Origin of the sequence: Nocardia sp. 852002-20019_SCH5090214 (genome assembly GCF_001665865.1) — a bacterium.
In the GTDB taxonomy this organism is placed as follows: Bacteria; Actinomycetota; Actinomycetes; order Mycobacteriales; family Mycobacteriaceae; genus Nocardia; species Nocardia nova.
In genome coordinates, this window is the sequence record NZ_LZMK01000114.1 from 1 (window position 1) to 15,944 (window position 15,944).

Sequence of the window (15,944 nt, forward strand, 5' to 3'; positions counted from 1 at the left end):
CGAAGCGTAGGCCGAAGATACAGCTTTTAGGGTGGGCACGCCTTAAACTCGCACGGTGGCCATGAATCAACCCGACTTCTGGGTATGCACTTCCGGGACGGCGCTCCAACCCAGTTTTCGGCCCGCCTCGATTTTGGACCGACGGAGCGAGGGAGCGCAGCGACTGAGCGGAGGAGGGAAAAATCGAGGCCCAAGGGGCCGAAAACCCGCCGGAGCGAAGCGGAGGCCACAGGCAGAGTGACGGTGTTCATGGGAGCGGGGAGGGCAACACGCTAGGTTCTTCGGTGTGGGGACGGACGCGGCATTGGGAGAAGACATGAGTGCATCGGCTGTGAGCGATGAAAGCACCGTGGTTGCCGGGGTCGATCTCGGCGATCCCGAGCTCGCGGCGACCGTGCGCAACGGGCTCGACGAGGTGGAGAAGCTGCTGGTCAGCGAGCTCTCCGATGGGGAGGACTTCCTGCTGGAAGCCGCGCTGCACCTGGCGCGCGCGGACGATCGGGTCACCGGTGTCACCGTGCAGACCGAATCGGGCGCGCGGGAAATCCGCTGCGACATCCTCATCGTCGCCGACGGGGTGCGCTCGCCGGTCGGGAAGTTGCTGGGCCGCGTCTGGCATCGCCGCTTCGCCTACGGCGTGGCCGCACGCGCCTACATCCGCTCCGCCCGCAGCGACGACGAATGGATCACGTCGCATCTGGAATTGCGTGATGCCGAAGGCGGTCTGGTGCCCGGCTACGGCTGGGTGTTCCCGCTCGGCAACGGCGAGGTCAACATCGGCGTCGGCTCACTGGCCACCGAACGCCGGCCTTCGCATATCGCGCTGAAACCGCTTCTGCAGCATTATGTTTCGCTGCGCCGGCCGGAGTGGCAGTTCGAGGGCGAGGCGCGGGCCGTCGCCTCGGCGCTGCTGCCGATGGGCGGGGCGGTGTCCAATATCGCGGGCCGCAACTGGGTGCTGGTGGGCGATGCCGCCGGATGTGTGAATCCGCTCAACGGCGAGGGCATCGACTACGGGCTCGAGGGCGGGCATCTGCTGTCCGGACTGCTCGGCGAACCGGATCTGACCACGGTGTGGCCGGATCTGCTGCGGGCCCGCTACGGGCGCACCTTCTCGGTGGCCCGCCGGATCGCGGCGCTGGCCACCCACCCGCGGATGGTGCCGACCGGCGGACCGCCGGTGATGCGCTCGGCGCTGCTGCAGCGCACGGCCGTGCGGGTGATGGGCAATCTCGTCGACGAGGAGGATGCCGACCTCACTGCCAGGGCCTGGCGGGCGGCGGGCCGGGCATCGCTGCGTTTCGACGATCCGGCGCCGTTCAGCTAGCGATACGCGGCACCGACGGGCGGGCAGGAGGCAGCGTGGACAGTCGCAGCGAGAACGACCGCGGCGGCGCACGTCCGCGTCGCGATCGAACGCCGTCGGTGCCGGAGGACCTGCTGCCGCATCTGCGCCGGGCGCGGGATCTGGTGGATCGCGAATACGCCCGTCCCCTCGACGTGGACGAGCTGGCCGCGACCGCGGGGGTGTCGAAATATCACTTCCTGCGCTGTTTCGCCGCCACCTACGGCCGCACCCCCGCGCTGTATCTGGCCGAGCGGCGCATCGAACGCGCGCAGGACCTGTTGCGCGCCACCAACATCACCGTGACCGAGGCGTGCATGCTGGTCGGGTACACCAGCCTGGGCTCGTTCAGCCGCAAATTCACCGAACTGGTGGGGATGACGCCGTCGGCCTATCAGGCGAAATTCGCGGCGGACGGAGTCCCGCGCATTCCGGGGTGTTATGTGTTCATGCACGGGCTCTCCGATCGGAAACCGCCGGAGCCCGCGCCCGATCCCGGTGGCGCAATTTCGGAGAAGCCGGCGGGCGCCGCGGGCTCATAGCCTGAGCTCATGACGACCATCACCAACGTATCGCTGGTCACCGTGTATGTGACCGATCAGTCCGCGGCCAAGCAGTGGTACATCGACAAGCTGGGCTTCGTGGAAACCGCCGATATCTCCATGGGCGACAACGGTTTCCGCTGGGTCACCGTGGCCCAACCGGATCACCCCGAACTCGAGGTGACGCTGATGGTGCCGGGGCCGCCGCTCGACGAGACGATGGCCGAGGCGATCCGCCGCTCACTCGGCAACGGCACCATGGGCGCGCTGGGGTTGCGCACCGAGGACTGCCAGAAGGCCTACGAGGAGCTCACCGCCAAGGGCGTCGACTTCGTGCAGCCGCCCGCCGAGCGCCCGTACGGCGTGGAAGCGGTGCTGCGCGACAACTCCGGAAATTGGCTCGTCCTGGTCGAACAGCGTGAATTCGACGGCGGCGCTTTCGGTCCGGGGGCGCAGTAGCCGATCGTGCGACGGGTGCGAGCGGCCGCGCTGCTCGCACCCACTTTCCGCGATGTGCCGGATCTATGTCCCGGATTTGGCGGCGAAGTACTGCTCGACGAATTTGCGCTCGCTGTTCACCACCCGGTGCTGCAACTGTTCGGCCAGTGGCTCGATGGCCCCGCCGACCAGCGGCACCTTCACCTTCACGCTGCCGCTGACCTCCAGTTCGGAGCCGGTGCCCGCGGCCCGCAGCAGGTATTTGCCGGTCATCTCGGAGGAGATGCCCGAGGAGGTCGCCGAGAAGGTGCCCGCAGCGGAATTGCCCTCCAGCGGACCCCAGTCGTCGGTGCGTTCGAGCACCAGCTCGGCCTTGAGCACCTTGCGGACGATGGCTGGAACCTTATCCTGGCGGGCCGTCTCGGTCATGCGCAGATGGATGGTGCCGGGCCCGTTCGGGTGCGCCAGTTCGATGGTCGCGGTCTGTGCGCCCTCGAAGCGGGCCTGCCAGAATTCGTCGCTGGTGAGCGCCCGGTGCAATTCCTCGACCGGGACGGTGTATGACACGGTGAAGCGGAAGTTTCGGGACATGAGCGCACACGCTATCGGAAGCATGCAATAGCCTGTTGCGGTGTCGGAAACCACCGAGTCTGCTGCGCGCGAGCACCGAGCCGTTGCCGGTTCGCCTCGGCTGCGCCGGACCCGGATCACCCTCGTGGTGATCGCCACCGCGGTGAGCGTGCTGGCCGTACTGCTGGTGCTGGCGGCCTGGCGCGACGACATGTTGATCAGCTCCGACAAGGGCGTGACCAGCGCGGAAGTATTGTCGGCGGGCCGGCTGCGCTCCGCGGTCACCTACGTGACGCCGGACGGTGTCACACACAATCCGAAGGTGGGGGTGCTGTATCCCACCAAACTCACCGCCGGTGAGCGGATCAATGTCGAATACAGCCGCAGCGACCCGGAATTGGTCCGGGTCGCCGGGCGCGACGCCCGGGTCGCGGTCATTCCGGCGCTGTCGGTGATCGTGGTGGTGTGGGTGCTGGCGCTGCCGGTGCTGCTGGTGGTGCGCCGCTTCGAGCGCCGTTCGGTGCGCACCTCCGGCTAGCTGTTCGCCCGAACTTCGCACATCCGTCACATGGGTGTGGTGTCCTGGCGTGCCGCGCATCGCACACTGCAGGTGTGCGTGTAGCGATCGTCTCCGAATCGTTTCTGCCGAATATGAACGGTGTCGTGAACTCCGTGCTGCAGGTCCTGGCCCACCTGGACCGCAACGGACACGATGCGCTCGTCATCGCCCCGGACACTCCCCGCGGCCAGGCCGCGGCACCTCGCTCGTACGGCCGCTTTCCGGTGATCCGGGTGCCGGCGGTCATGGTGCCCCGGGTCAGTTCACTCCCGGTAGGCCTGCCGCAACCGCTGCTGACCTCGGCGATCGAGGATTTCGATGCCGATGTGGTGCATCTGGCCTCGCCGTTTCTGCTCGGTGCGGGGGGTGCGGCGGCCGCCTTGCGCCTGGATCTGCCGGCCGTGGCCGTGTATCAGACCGATGTCGCCGGATTCGCGGCCAGCTACGGATTGGGCGCGGCACACCGGGCGGCGTGGGCGTGGACGCGGCGCATCCACAATCGCGCGGCGCGCACCCTGGCGCCCTCGACAGCGGCGATGGACGACCTCGAGCGGCACGGTATCGCCCGCGTGCACCGCTGGGCCCGTGGCGTGGATGCCGTGCGGTTCACACCCGGCGCACGCGACGCCGACGTGCACGCGCGGTGGGCGGACGGCGACCGCCTGGTGGTCGGATTCGTCGGCCGGTTGGCGCCGGAGAAACATGTCGAACGTCTCGCCGCGCTGGCGAACGATCCTGATATCCGGCTGGTCGTGGTCGGCGACGGACCGGAGCGAGCGCATCTGCAACGCCTGCTGCCGACGGCCGTCTTCACCGGCGAACTCGGCGGCGCCGAACTCGCCCAGGCCTATGCGAGCCTGGACCTGATGGTTCACCCGGGCGAGCATGAGACCTTCTGCCAGGGCGTGCAGGAGGCGCTGGCCTGCGGCACTCCCGTGATCGGACCCGATGCCGGCGGTCCGCGCGATCTGATCGCCCACTGCCGCAACGGATATCTGCTTCCCGTCGACCGCTTCGCGGAACTGCTGCCGAGTGCGGTTGCGGCGCTTCGTGATCCGGCGTTGCGAGCCCGATTCGCCGGCGCGGCACGCAAATCGGTGCTGCACCGCACCTGGCCCGCGATCTGCACCGAGTTGATGGGGCACTATCACGAGGTGATCGGCGGGCAGGAAGCTCTGCACCGCAGCGCGTGAAACGCCGTATCGCAGGCGATCCAGAGACGACCCGGCGCGCCCGACGGTTCAGGCTGCCTTCCGGAGCAGACGGTCGATGACCCCTCGTGCCATCGCCACGCTGTCGTCGTCGCCGAGGCGCAACGCGACGTTGACGGCATTCAGGACGGCCGCGACCTCGAAGCCGGCCGCCTCGGGATCCACGTCGGCGATCTCGCCGGCGTCGACCGCGCGCCGGAACTGCGCTGCCAGAACGGCGACCCAGTCGCGCTGCTGTTCGCGCAATGCGTCGCGGACCGGCCCCGGCCGGCTGTCGAAAATGGGCAGATTCGCGCCCAAGAAGCATCCGCCGGGAAATACCGGGCGCTCGACATAGTCGATCCATCGGTCGACGAGGGCGCGAAGCCGCGCGATGCCCGCCGGGGCGTCCCGCGCCGGACGGACGACGGTCTCCACGAACACCTCCCGCGCCGCGTCGACGGTCGCGAGTTGCAGCTTCTCCTTGGTTCGGAACAGGGTCTGGATGCCGGCCTTGCTGACCTCGAGATCCTCGGCCAACCGGCCGAAACTCAGCCCGTCGAGTCCGTCCACCGAGGCGATCTCGATCGCACGGCGGGTCACCGCGCGGCGCGAGCGCGCACCGCGGCGTAGCCGCTGATCGGCACTTTCCGCTGTCTCGCGCTCCTCGGATACGACCATACGGTCGATCGTATGTCACCGATCGCCGCGAATCGACCTATTGCATTAAACATACGGTCGACCGTATTCTTTCGATCACATCGGCGCTCGACGGCACCGCCGATGGTGACGAGAAGGGATGCCTGATGGATGGCGTAACAGCCGAACAGTCCGTGACCGCGGACGAATCCACGCCGGTCCGGGACCGTTCGACGGCGATCGTGTGGATCCTGTGCTCGGCCGCATTCGTGGCGATGCTCGACGTCTTCGTGGTGAACGTGGCCTTCACGAAGATCGGCGAGTCCTACCGGGGATCGTCACTGGCCGATGTGAGCTGGGTGCTCAACGGCTACGCGATCGTCTACGCGGCCCTGTTGATTCCGGCGGGCCGATTCTCCGATCGTTTCGGCCGCAAGGCCGGATTCCTTTCCGGCCTCGGCCTTTTCACCGCGGCGAGCGTGGCCTGTGCCGCGGCTCCGACGCTGTGGGCGCTGGTGGCGTTCCGGCTGCTGCAGGCGGTGGGCGCCGCGGCCCTGACACCGGCCGGTCTGGGGTTGCTGCTCACGGTGCTGCCGCCGGCGCGGGTGCCGGGCGCGGTGAAGATCTGGGCCACGACGAGTTCGTTCGCCGCGGCCTGCGACCCGGTGGTCGGCGGAGCGCTGGTCGAGATCTCCTGGCGCTGGGTCTTTCTGATCAATCTGCCGGTGGGTGTGGTGACCGGGCTCGCGGCCGTATGGCTGGTGCCGAATCTCGCGCAGCGCACCTCCGCCCGCGTGCCCGATCTGCTCGGGGTGGTGGCGTTGATCGTGGCGATCGGGGCGCTGTCGCTGGCGCTGGTCGAAAGCGATGCGTGGACCGGCGGCGCGACGTGGACGGCATCGGCCGTGGCGGTGCTCGGCGCGGTCCTGTTCGTGCTGCGGATGCGCCGGCATCCGGATCCGGTGGTGCCGCCGGACCTGTTCCGGGTGCCGACGTTCGCCTGGGCCAACGCCACCGTGCTGGCCTTCTGCACGGCATTCGGGGCGTGGTTCCTGAGCATCACGCTGTGGCTCGAGAACGCGGCCCGTTTCGGCACGATCGAAACCGGGCTCGCCATCGTCCCCGGCCCGATCATGGTGCCGATCTTCGCCGCCGTAAGCCAGCGACTGATCCGGCGGATACCGGCGGGAGTCGTTGTGGCCCTGGGCAATGCGCTGTTCGCGGCCGGCGTCCTGCTGGTGCTGTTCACAGCCGCCACTCCGGTGCAGTACGCGACCGCGGTTCTGCCGGGGTGGGTGATCTCCGGCATCGGAATCGGTCTCGCCCTGCCCACGATGATCGCCTCCGCCGCCGTCGATCTGCCGCCGGAACGGTCGGCCACCGGCAGCGCCGTGGTGAACACCGCCCGCCAACTCGGCTACGTCCTGGGCGTCGCGGTGCTGATCGCGCTGCTCGGATCGCTGGACACCACCGACCGGATGGTGACCGCTTTCCGGCACGGCTGGCTGTTCGTCGCGGTCGTAGCCGTCGTCGGCGTGGCAACGGCATTCGGGATCACGCCTCGTGCCCGTCGCTCGAAATGAAGCAGGTCATCATGTCGAATCCCCCGATCACCTCCGCCGCCACGGCCGAGGAATCCGATCCGCTCTGCCTCTCCGAGACCACCGCGGCCGCATTGCTGTTCGATGTGCCGTGGCGACGATTCGCCGTGGCCGGCGACAGTCTGTCGGCCGGCGTCGGCGATCCCACGCCGGGCTACTCGAACGCGGGCTGGCCCGAGCGACTCGTGAAAGTACTGCGGCGCGTACGCCCGGACCTGCGCTATCTCTGTACGGCGAAGGTCGGGGCCACCACGGCGCAGACCTCGGCCCGCCAACTCGACCGCATCGTGGACTTCCGTCCGGACCTGCTGCATCTGCCGTGCGGTCCGAACGACATCACGCGGCGCGATCCCGACTTCGACGAGATCGACACAGCGATGCGGCGAATGTACGACGTCGCGGCGGGCACCGGCGCCCTGCTGACGACGTTCACTCTCGCAAGCGCCTATGTCGTACCGGCGTTTCCGGACTGGCCAGAGCGAATTCGCACCATGAACGACCTCACCCGCCGAATCGCCGCCGACTACGGGGCGGTCGTCGTCGACATGTGGGATCACCCGGTCAACGATCGCGACAACCTGCTCAGCGCGGATCGCATCCACTTCTCGACCTCCGGTCAGGCGGTGCTGGCGACCGAGATGGTCAAGCATCTGACCTACGCACTGTCGAGCCGGACGATCGAATAGCGCAGGCGCCCAATCCTCCCCGTGATCGCGCACCGGCCCGCGTCCCTGCCCCGGGCGGCGGACGCTAGGGTCACTTCCGTGGCGAAGACAGAGTCGTTTCGGGCCTCGTTGGACAAGCAACCGCATGAGGTCGCGTCCATGTTCGACGGGGTCGCGAAGCGGTACGACCTGACCAATACGGTGCTCACCGGCGGGCAGGACCGCTATTGGCGCTGGGCCACCCGCCGGGCGCTGGCCCTGCGGCCCGGGGAACGGGTGCTGGACCTGGCGGCCGGAACCGGCGTCTCCACCGCCGAATTCGCGAAGTCGGGCGCCTGGTGCCTGGCCGTGGACTTCTCCAAGGGCATGTTGGAGGCGGGGCGGTTCCGCCGGGTGCCGATGGTGAACGGCGACGCCACCGCCCTGCCGTTCGCCGACGACTCCTTCGATGCGGTCGCCATCTCCTACGGCCTGCGCAACGTCTCCGAACCGGACGCCGCCCTGCGCGAGATGCTGCGCGTCACCAAACCGGGCGGACGCCTGGTCGTGGCGGAGTTCTCCACCCCGGTCTTCGGGCCGTTCCGCACGATCTACATGGAATACCTGATGAAGGTGCTGCCGAAGGTCGCCGAGGCCGTCAGCAGCAATCCGGACGCCTACGTCTACCTGGCCGAATCGATCCGGGCGTGGCCCAATCAGCGGCAGTTGGCGATGCGGATCGCCGATGCCGGCTGGTCGTCGGTGCAGTGGCGCAATCTGACCGGCGGCATCGTCGCACTGCATCGCGGTTACAAACTGGGGTGAAGTAGCTCACCGCACGCCGTGGTCTCGCCCGCGGAAACGGCGCCCGACCGGGCGTGAACCGGAAATCTCACCGTGCAGATGCCGAAGTGGTGAGGATTTTCGTCATCTGCCGATAACGTTCGGTAAATCCGTCGCAACGGCGGCTCGCCATCATCGGGGATGTGTCGAGCGCCGAGAACTCCACGAGCACCGTCCGGACCGCGTGCTCCTACTGCGGCGTGGGCTGCGGCATCACGGTGCAGACCGAGCGGAACGCCGCCGGCGCACCCGTCATCGCGAAGGTGAGCGGCGACAAACTGCATCCGGTCAACTCCGGGCGGCTGTGCACCAAAGGCGCCACCCACCTCGAATTGATGCGTGCGCCCGGGCGGATGACGACCGCCCTGCACCGGCCCCAGCGCGGACGGGAACCGGTCGAACTGGCCGTCGAGGAGGCCGTGCGGCAGGCGGCACAGCGGTTGCGCGCGATCGTCGACGAATACGGTCCCGATGCCGTCGCGCTCTACGTCTCCGGGCAGATGTCGCTGGAAGCGCAGTATCTGGCGAACAAACTCGCAAAGGGCTACCTGCGCACGATCAATATCGAATCCAATTCACGGCTGTGCATGGCCGGCGCGGGCACCGGATACAAACAATCGCTGGGCGCCGACGGCCCGCCGGGTTCCTACGACGACCTCGACCGTGCCGATCTGTTCTTCGTGATCGGCTCGAATATGGCCGACTGTCATCCGATTCTGTTCCTGCGCATGGCCGATCGGCTCAAGGCCGGGGCCAAACTGATCGTGGTGGATCCGCGGCGGACCGACACCGCCGCCCGGGCCGATCTCTTCCTGCAGATCAGACCCGGCACCGATCTGGCGCTGCTGAACGGATTGCTGCACCTGCTGGTCGGCAACGGCGATATCGACACCGAATTCATCGCCGCGCACACCGAGGGCTGGGAGGCGATGCCGCAGTTTCTCGCCGACTATCCACCGGACCGCGTCGCCGAGATCACCGGACTGGCCGCGGACGATATTCGCACCGCCGCCGCGTGGATCGGCGCGGCCGGTGACTGGATGACGCTGTGGACGATGGGACTCAATCAGTCCACCCACGGCACGTGGAATACCAATGCCGTCTGCAATCTGCATCTGGCCACCGGCGCCATCTGCCGGCCCGGCAGCGGTCCGTTCTCGCTGACCGGGCAGCCGAATGCCATGGGCGGGCGGGAAATGGGCTACATGGGTCCGGGTTTGCCCGGCCAGCGCAGTGCCCTTGTGGAGGCCGACCGCCGCTTCGTCGAAACCGCATGGCACCTGCCGCCCGGCACGATTCGCGCCGAATCCGGACGCGGCACGATCGAGATGTTCCGGGAACTGGCCGAGGGAACCATCAAGGCGTGCTGGATCATCTGCAGTAATCCGGTGGCCTCGGTGGCGAATCGCAAAACCGTCATCGCCGGTCTGGAGGCGGCGGAATTGGTGATCACCCAGGACGCCTATCTCGACACCGCGACCAATGCCTATGCCGATCTGCTGCTGCCGGCGGCGCTGTGGGCCGAATCCGACGGCGTGATGGTCAATTCCGAACGCACGGTCACCCTCCTGCAGCATTCGGTGGATCCGCTCGGCGCGGCACTGCCGGATTGGGAATGGATCGCTCGGATCGCGACGGCGATGGGCTTCGACGGATTCGACTACCGCTCCAGCGCCGAGATCTTCGACGAAATCCGTGGCTTCGCGAATCCGGCGACCGGATACGACCTGAGCGGAATGAGTTACGCCGCACTGCGCGAGGGGCCGATGCAGTGGCCCTGTGCCGATTCCGCGCAGCGCCGCAATCCGATTCGCTATCGCACCGGCTATGCGGGTGCGCCGGCCTTTCCCACCGCGAGCGGCCGCGCCGTGTTCTGGCCCCGGCCGCATATGGCGGCCGCCGAAATGCCCGACGACGACTATCCCTTCGTCCTGAACACCGGTCGCGTCCAACATCAATGGCACACGATGACCAAAACCGGCCGGGTCGCGAAGTTGAACAAATTGAATCCGGCGCCGTTTCTCGAAGTGCATCCCGACGATGCGCGCGCGCTGGATGTGCGTCCCGGCGACCAGATCGACATCGCTTCTCGCCGTGGCCGAGCCGTGCTGCCGGTACGGATCACCGATCGGGTGCGACCGGGTTCGTGTTTCGCACCGTTCCACTGGAACGACGAGCAGGGCGAATATCTGACGATCAATGCCGTGACCAACGATGCCGTGGATCAGGATTCGCTACAACCGGAATTCAAGGTGTGCGCGGTGACGCTGCGACGCGTCGGCCCCGCCCGGGACACCCGCGACGGCATCGACGAGGACAACCGGGGCGGCACCGAACCGGACCACCGTGTCGACGCCGCGGGCGGCAGCCCGATCACATCCGGCGGCGCGCCGGCATCGCATCCACTCGCCGCCATGCTGGGACTCGATTCCGCGCGCGCGCCCATGCTCAGCGAGGCGGAGCGGATCTATCTGGGCGGGTATCTGGCCGCGCTGCAATCGCTTCCGGTTCAGGGACAGCCCGTCCTCCCGGAATCGGCGCCGCTGTCCGACCGCAGCCGCTGGTGGATCGACGGGCTGCTGGCGGGGATGTACTCGCGGGCGGCGGGCTCTCCGCCCGGCGCCACAGTGGCAGCACCCTCACCCGCCGCGCCGGTCGGTCCACAGCAACGGCCGGTGACCGTGCTGTGGGCTTCCCAGACCGGTACCGCCGAAGAATTGGCCGCGACGGTGGCGGCGGCGCTCGCCGAACGCGGGCACGCGCCCCGGCTGGTCGAGATGAACGCGTGCGATCTGCCCGAGCTGACCGGTGACGTACTGCTCGTCACCAGCACCTTCGGCGACGGCGGCCCACCGGACAATGCCGCCGACTTCTGGGATCGGCTGCAGGACAGTGGGATTCGGTTCAACGATCTGCGGTACGGCATCTTCGCCCTCGGCGACTCCTCCTACGACGATTTCTGCGGTTACGGCCGCAAGGTGGATCGGCTGCTGTCCGAACGGGGCGGTGTCCGCTTGCTGGATCGCGTCGACAGCGAACCGGATCACGATGATCTGTCGAACGAGTGGACCGCCGCGGTCCTCGCCGCGCTGGGTGACGGTCGCGGGAATGCGCCCACCGGCGACCATGGTGCGGGTGCGCCCAGCGGTAGCGGTGTGGCCGAGACGTCCGGCGGCTCCGGGGGTGTAGTGCCGTCCACCGGCGGCGGTCGTGCCGGCGCGCCCGCGGGGCTCGGTGTGCGCGTGCTCGACCGCGTCGAGGCCCGCTCCCCCGCGCCCACCCGCGCCCCCCGCTCGATCCCCGCGCCGTTCACCCGCAACGCTCCGGTCCTGGCCCCGCTGGTCCGCAACGAACTGCTGTCGCGGCCCGGATCCGGCAAGGAGGTGCGGCAGTTCGGTTTCGACCTGAGCGGTCTGGACGCCGGCTACGAGGTCGGCGACAGCCTCGGCATATGGCCCTCGAACGGGGTTGCCGCCGTGCGGAATTGGCTGGCGGCGACCGGGCTCGACGGCGCCCGGCCGGTGGAGATCGACGGCCGCGACGTGCCGCTGGAATCGGCACTACGCACGCATTTCGACATCACCAAGATCAGTGGCGATCTGCTGTCCTTCATCGCCGCCCGCAATCCCGGTCAGCAGTTGGCGAAACTGCTGCGCCGCGACAACCGCAACGAACTGGACCGCTATCTGTGGGATCGCCATGCCGTCGACGTCCTGCGCGACTTTCCCGTGCGGGCCGATCTGGTGGAGTGGCTCTCGGTGCTGAAAAAGCTGCAACCGCGGCAATATTCGATTTCGTCGAGCCCGCTGGTGAGTCCGCGCGAGGTACAGCTCACCGTCGGCGTGGTGCGCTACGGCGCGGCCGAGGACCCGCGCGGCGGAGTCTGCTCCACCTTCCTCGCCGACCGCGACGAAACCGGTGGCGTACCCGTATTCCTGCAGCGCGCACCGCATTTCCGCCCGCCGTTGGATCCGAACGCGCCGATGATCATGGTGGGCCCGGGCACCGGCATCGCGCCGTTCCGCGGCTTCCTGCACGAACGCCGCGCGCTGGGATGCCGCGGGCGCAACTGGTTGTTCTTCGGCGATCAGCACGCCCAGGACCACTTCTACTACCGCACCGAACTCGAGGACATGTTCCGCTCGGGCTTCCTCACCCGGCTCGACCTCGCGTTCTCGCGGGACCAGCGCGAACGGATCTACGTGCAGCACCGCATGATCGAGCACGGCGCGGAGCTGTGGGCGTGGTTGCGCGACGGCGCCCACCTGTACGTCTGCGGCGACGCCGCGCGCATGGCCCGCGACGTCGACGACGCCCTCCTGAAGATCGCCCGCATCCACGGCAACCTCGACGAGGATGCGGCGCTGGCCTTCAAGAAGCAGCTGACCGCGGAGAAGCGGTACGTGCGCGACGTGTACTGAGCGCGCTACGCGGCGACGATCGGCGGGTTGAGGCGCGCGAAATCCGGCAAGCGGTAGTAGGGGTAGTACGGATACGGCGGCGTCACGGCGCTGATCTTGTCCAGACGGGCCAGTTGCTCGGGGTCGAGTTGCCAGCCGACCGCGCCGAGGTTCTGACGCAACTGTTCCTCGTTGCGGGCGCCGACGATGACCGTCGCGACGGTCGGGCGGGAGAGCAGCCAGTTCAGGGCGATCTGCGGGACGGATTTCCCGGTTTCGGCGGCGAGTTCGTCGAGGACGTCCACGACGTCGTAGAGCAGTTCGTCGTTCACCGGCGGTCCGGCCTCGGCGGTGCGGTGCAGCCGGCTGCCCGCCGGAAGTGGTTGTCCGCGCCGGATTTTGCCGGTCAGCCGGCCCCAGCCCAGCGGGCTCCACACCATCGCGCCGACGCCTTGATCACGGCCGAGCGGCATCAGCTCCCACTCGTAGTCGCGGCCGACGAGCGAGTAGTAGACCTGATGGGCGACGTATCGCGGATGACCGCCCCGGTCGGCCGCCGCCAGCGATTTCATGAGCTGCCAGCCCGCGAAATTCGAGGCGCCCAGGTAACGGATCTTCCCGGCGCGCACCAGATCAGCGAGGGTGTCGTGCACCTCCTCGACCGGCGTCGCGGCGTCGAAGGCGTGCAGCTGGAACAGATCGAGGTAGTCGGTGCCGAGCCGGCGCAGCGCGGTATCGACGGCCGTGATGAGCCGGGAACGTCCCGATCCCGCCTCGGCGGCTCCGGGCCCGGTGGGCAGGCCCGCCTTGGTGGACAGCAGAACTCGATCCCGGCGGCCGCGAATCGCCTGGCCCAGAATCTCTTCCGAGGCGCCGTCGGAGTACACGTCCGCGGTGTCGAACATCGTGACGCCGGCCTCCAGCGCCACATCGACCATCCGGCGCGCCTGCTGGGCGTCGGTATCGCCCCACGCGCCGAACAGTTCACCGCGGCCACCGAAGGTGCCCGCCCCGAAGCTGAGAGCCGGAACGAGCAGACCCGAGGCACCCAGTCGACGATAGTCCATGATCAACCCCTAACGGAACTGAAGTTTCATTAATAGCAGAGACGATACACTCGATCGGACGCTAATGAAACTGGAGGACCGTTATGAGCTCGGACACCGCCGCACCCGGCTCGGTGCGCCCGGGGGGGCGCACGGCCCGCGTCCGTGAGTCCGTCCTGCGCGCGGCCGGGGATCTGCTGGCCGAACGCGGCTTCGCCGAACTCGACCTCGCCGAGGTGGCGGCCCGCGCGGAGGTCGGCAAGACCACCGTCTACCGCCGCTGGCGCACCCCGGCCGGGCTGGTGGCAGACCTGCTCACCGACATGGCGGAAACCTCACTGCCGCATGCCGACACCGGATCGCTGCGCGGCGACCTCACCGCCAATGCGCGCCTCGTCGCGCGCACCCTGACCGATCCACGTCAGGGGCCACTGTTCAAAGCACTTGTGGCCGCGGCCATCTGCGACCCCGAAACCACCGCGGCCCTGCACCGGTTCTACGACGTGCGGATCACCGAATGGGAGCCGTGCGTCGCGGCCGCGATGGAACGGGGCGAACTCGCCCCCGGAACCGATACGCGCGCAGTGGTTTCCGCGGTCTCCGCCCCGCTGTACTACCGCTTCCTGATCTCCGGCGACCCGATCGACGATGCGGTGGCGGTGACCGCCGCCGACGCCGCGGCGGCAGCGGCCACCGCAGGCCTGTTTCACCCGAAGTAGGTGTCCACACGCAGCTCATCAGTCGGCTCAGCATTCGCCGGGAGCAGGGTTCCCATCGCCGGGAATATGGAACCGGCATCGACCGCGGTAGTTGCCACACTTGGTGTGTTCGGACGGGTTCGGAATGTGTGTGCGGTGGCGTTCTGCGGGGGCAAGCGAGGATTGATGAGAGAGATACATCCCGATGTGCAGATCGCGCTCGACATGACGCGTGAACTGCGGAACCGAGTCGCCGATATGCGGGAACGAGCCGACGCGATCGTTGCGCGGCGGCCTTCGCCCAGCGGCCTCGTCATCCCCGAGGTCGACGCACAGGGCCGGTTGACGGACCTGTACCTTGCTCCCGGCACCTGCGATCGCTTCGGTAACCAGGAGTTGGCCCACGAGATCATTGCGGCGATCAAGGAGAGTACCGAAGACGCTCGGCGGCAATATCACATCGCGATGAACGGTCCCGACCATGTCCCACGGCCGCTGCGGGAGGTCGTCGCCGAGTGGCGACGGTCCGACACCACTTCCCGCTGACGGTCCCCATTTCTGGGAAGGCGGAACAATAGGACTGGAAATACTGGCGGGAGGATCGGCCGAGTATGCCGAATTACATGGACCAGGACCCGGATGACCTGCGAAGGCGGGCCGAGGACCATGGTCGGCGTGCGAAGAAGCTCCGTGAATGGGGACAGATTCCACACGACTGGCTATCGGAATTCCCGTCCGGTTACGGCACGATTGCCGAGCCGGTGCGCGCCGCGCTACAGGACTATTACCAACGCCGCCACGACAACGCGGAACGCCTCGCGGACAACCACGACCGAGCCCGGGACAGGCTGATCGAAGCCGCGAATGCCTTGGAGCACACGGAGAATACCAGCGGTCACCGCATCAGAAATGCCGGAGCTCCGAGTTCGCCGCCGGGCGACGGGCCCAACTCCCACGGGCTCATCGGTTCGCCACCACCACCGCGGCCTGGAGTCCCCCCGAGTTCGCCCCAGCCGTCACCGCTGGACCGGACGCCGACCGGGATGCATTCCGGTCCGGCCGAATCGACCACCGATTCGGACGGCCACGCTTTCATCTCTTCGGCACACGATCCCGCGCCTACCGGACCGAGTTTTCGATCGGCGAACACGACAATCGAGGACGCGGCGCCGGAAGGGGTGCCCGTTTCCGCGTTACCCGGCGCGTCCGAGTCGGGGCCGAGCCAGGTTGCGGAGTTCCGCGATACCGCTGCGACGGCCGAAGGTTATTCCTACGCTCCGGTGCCGCCGGCCGGTCCGCAAGGATTCGGATGGGCTCCCGGCGCGCCGCCTGGGCCGGCAGGCTCGGGTCCAGGGGTAGGCCCGCTCGGATCGGGCGCGACGCCATCCCTTCCACGCCCGCTCGCACCGGGCACCTTCGCTTCGGTAGC

14 protein-coding genes and 1 pseudogene are annotated in these 15,944 nt (G+C 68.1%); 12 read left to right on the forward strand and 3 right to left on the reverse strand.

Features of this window, described 5'->3' with window-relative positions:
• Nucleotides 1-316: 316 nt before the first annotated feature.
• The 3 genes from A5780_RS08995 (at nt 317) to A5780_RS09005 (ending at nt 2,346) form a co-directional block, all read left to right on the forward strand.
• Nucleotides 317-1,327: an FAD-dependent monooxygenase gene (locus tag A5780_RS08995; RefSeq protein WP_304528417.1), complete on the forward strand. Its 1,011-nt coding sequence runs from the start codon at nt 317-319 to the stop codon at nt 1,325-1,327.
• 98 nt (nt 1,328-1,425) lie between these two features.
• A complete protein-coding gene (locus A5780_RS09000) occupies nt 1,426-1,887 on the forward strand; it encodes a helix-turn-helix transcriptional regulator (protein ID WP_030516268.1) in 462 nt (153 codons plus the stop codon).
• A 9-nt stretch (nt 1,888-1,896) separates the two neighbouring features.
• Complete coding sequence (locus A5780_RS09005) at nt 1,897-2,346, forward strand: VOC family protein (RefSeq protein ID WP_063015382.1); 450 nt, start codon at nt 1,897-1,899, stop codon at nt 2,344-2,346.
• Nucleotides 2,347-2,409: 63 nt separating this feature from the next.
• Here the strand turns inward: A5780_RS09005 and A5780_RS09010 are convergent, their stop codons facing one another.
• The gene (locus A5780_RS09010) at nt 2,410-2,916 is read right to left on the reverse strand and encodes a DUF2505 domain-containing protein (protein ID WP_063015383.1); all 507 of its coding nucleotides are present in this window, start codon (nt 2,914-2,916) and stop codon (nt 2,410-2,412) included.
• A 40-nt stretch (nt 2,917-2,956) separates the two neighbouring features.
• Here A5780_RS09010 and A5780_RS09015 point away from each other — a divergent pair, with 40 nt between their 5' ends.
• Together A5780_RS09015 and A5780_RS09020 are read left to right on the forward strand one after the other, a co-directional pair.
• On the forward strand, nt 2,957-3,433 hold the full coding sequence (locus A5780_RS09015) for a DUF3592 domain-containing protein (protein ID WP_064908209.1): 477 nt from the start codon (nt 2,957-2,959) through the stop codon (nt 3,431-3,433).
• A 74-nt stretch (nt 3,434-3,507) separates the two neighbouring features.
• The gene (locus A5780_RS09020; protein WP_064907263.1) at nt 3,508-4,647 is read left to right on the forward strand and encodes a glycosyltransferase family 1 protein; all 1,140 of its coding nucleotides are present in this window, start codon (nt 3,508-3,510) and stop codon (nt 4,645-4,647) included.
• A gap of 48 nt (nt 4,648-4,695) precedes the next feature.
• Here A5780_RS09020 and A5780_RS09025 read toward each other — a convergent pair whose 3' ends face one another.
• The gene (locus A5780_RS09025; protein ID WP_064908210.1) at nt 4,696-5,325 is read right to left on the reverse strand and encodes a TetR/AcrR family transcriptional regulator; all 630 of its coding nucleotides are present in this window, start codon (nt 5,323-5,325) and stop codon (nt 4,696-4,698) included.
• Nucleotides 5,326-5,450: 125 nt separating this feature from the next.
• Here A5780_RS09025 and A5780_RS09030 point away from each other — a divergent pair, with 125 nt between their 5' ends.
• The 4 genes from A5780_RS09030 to A5780_RS09045 all read left to right on the forward strand — a co-directional run bounded on the left by A5780_RS09030 (nt 5,451) and on the right by A5780_RS09045 (nt 12,792).
• Nucleotides 5,451-6,866 carry an MFS transporter gene (locus tag A5780_RS09030; protein WP_082976357.1) on the forward strand — a complete coding sequence of 472 codons (1,416 nt, stop codon included), beginning with the start codon at nt 5,451-5,453 and terminating at the stop codon, nt 6,864-6,866.
• An 11-nt stretch (nt 6,867-6,877) separates the two neighbouring features.
• A complete protein-coding gene (locus A5780_RS09035; RefSeq protein ID WP_064908227.1) occupies nt 6,878-7,570 on the forward strand; it encodes an SGNH/GDSL hydrolase family protein in 693 nt (230 codons plus the stop codon).
• 78 nt (nt 7,571-7,648) lie between these two features.
• Nucleotides 7,649-8,353: a demethylmenaquinone methyltransferase gene (locus A5780_RS09040; RefSeq protein ID WP_063015423.1), complete on the forward strand. Its 705-nt coding sequence runs from the start codon at nt 7,649-7,651 to the stop codon at nt 8,351-8,353.
• Between the two features lie 149 nt (nt 8,354-8,502).
• Complete coding sequence (locus tag A5780_RS09045; protein WP_064908211.1) at nt 8,503-12,792, forward strand: bifunctional nitrate reductase/sulfite reductase flavoprotein subunit alpha; 4,290 nt, start codon at nt 8,503-8,505, stop codon at nt 12,790-12,792.
• A gap of 5 nt (nt 12,793-12,797) precedes the next feature.
• Here the strand turns inward: A5780_RS09045 and A5780_RS09050 are convergent, their stop codons facing one another.
• Complete coding sequence (locus tag A5780_RS09050) at nt 12,798-13,838, reverse strand: aldo/keto reductase (RefSeq protein ID WP_064908212.1); 1,041 nt, start codon at nt 13,836-13,838, stop codon at nt 12,798-12,800.
• 83 nt (nt 13,839-13,921) lie between these two features.
• Between A5780_RS09050 and A5780_RS09055 the strand changes: the two genes are divergently transcribed.
• The 3 genes and pseudogenes from A5780_RS09055 to A5780_RS43045 all read left to right on the forward strand — a co-directional run.
• Nucleotides 13,922-14,536 (forward strand): TetR/AcrR family transcriptional regulator, encoded by a 615-nt coding sequence (locus tag A5780_RS09055; protein WP_063015389.1) that lies wholly within the window; start codon nt 13,922-13,924, stop codon nt 14,534-14,536.
• A 165-nt stretch (nt 14,537-14,701) separates the two neighbouring features.
• On the forward strand, nt 14,702-15,061 hold the full coding sequence (locus A5780_RS09060) for a hypothetical protein (protein ID WP_174554991.1): 360 nt from the start codon (nt 14,702-14,704) through the stop codon (nt 15,059-15,061).
• Nucleotides 15,062-15,138: 77 nt separating this feature from the next.
• Nucleotides 15,139-15,411, forward strand: a pseudogene (locus A5780_RS43045) (type VII secretion target); the annotation flags it as partial.
• Between the last annotated feature and the right edge of the window lie 533 nt (nt 15,412-15,944).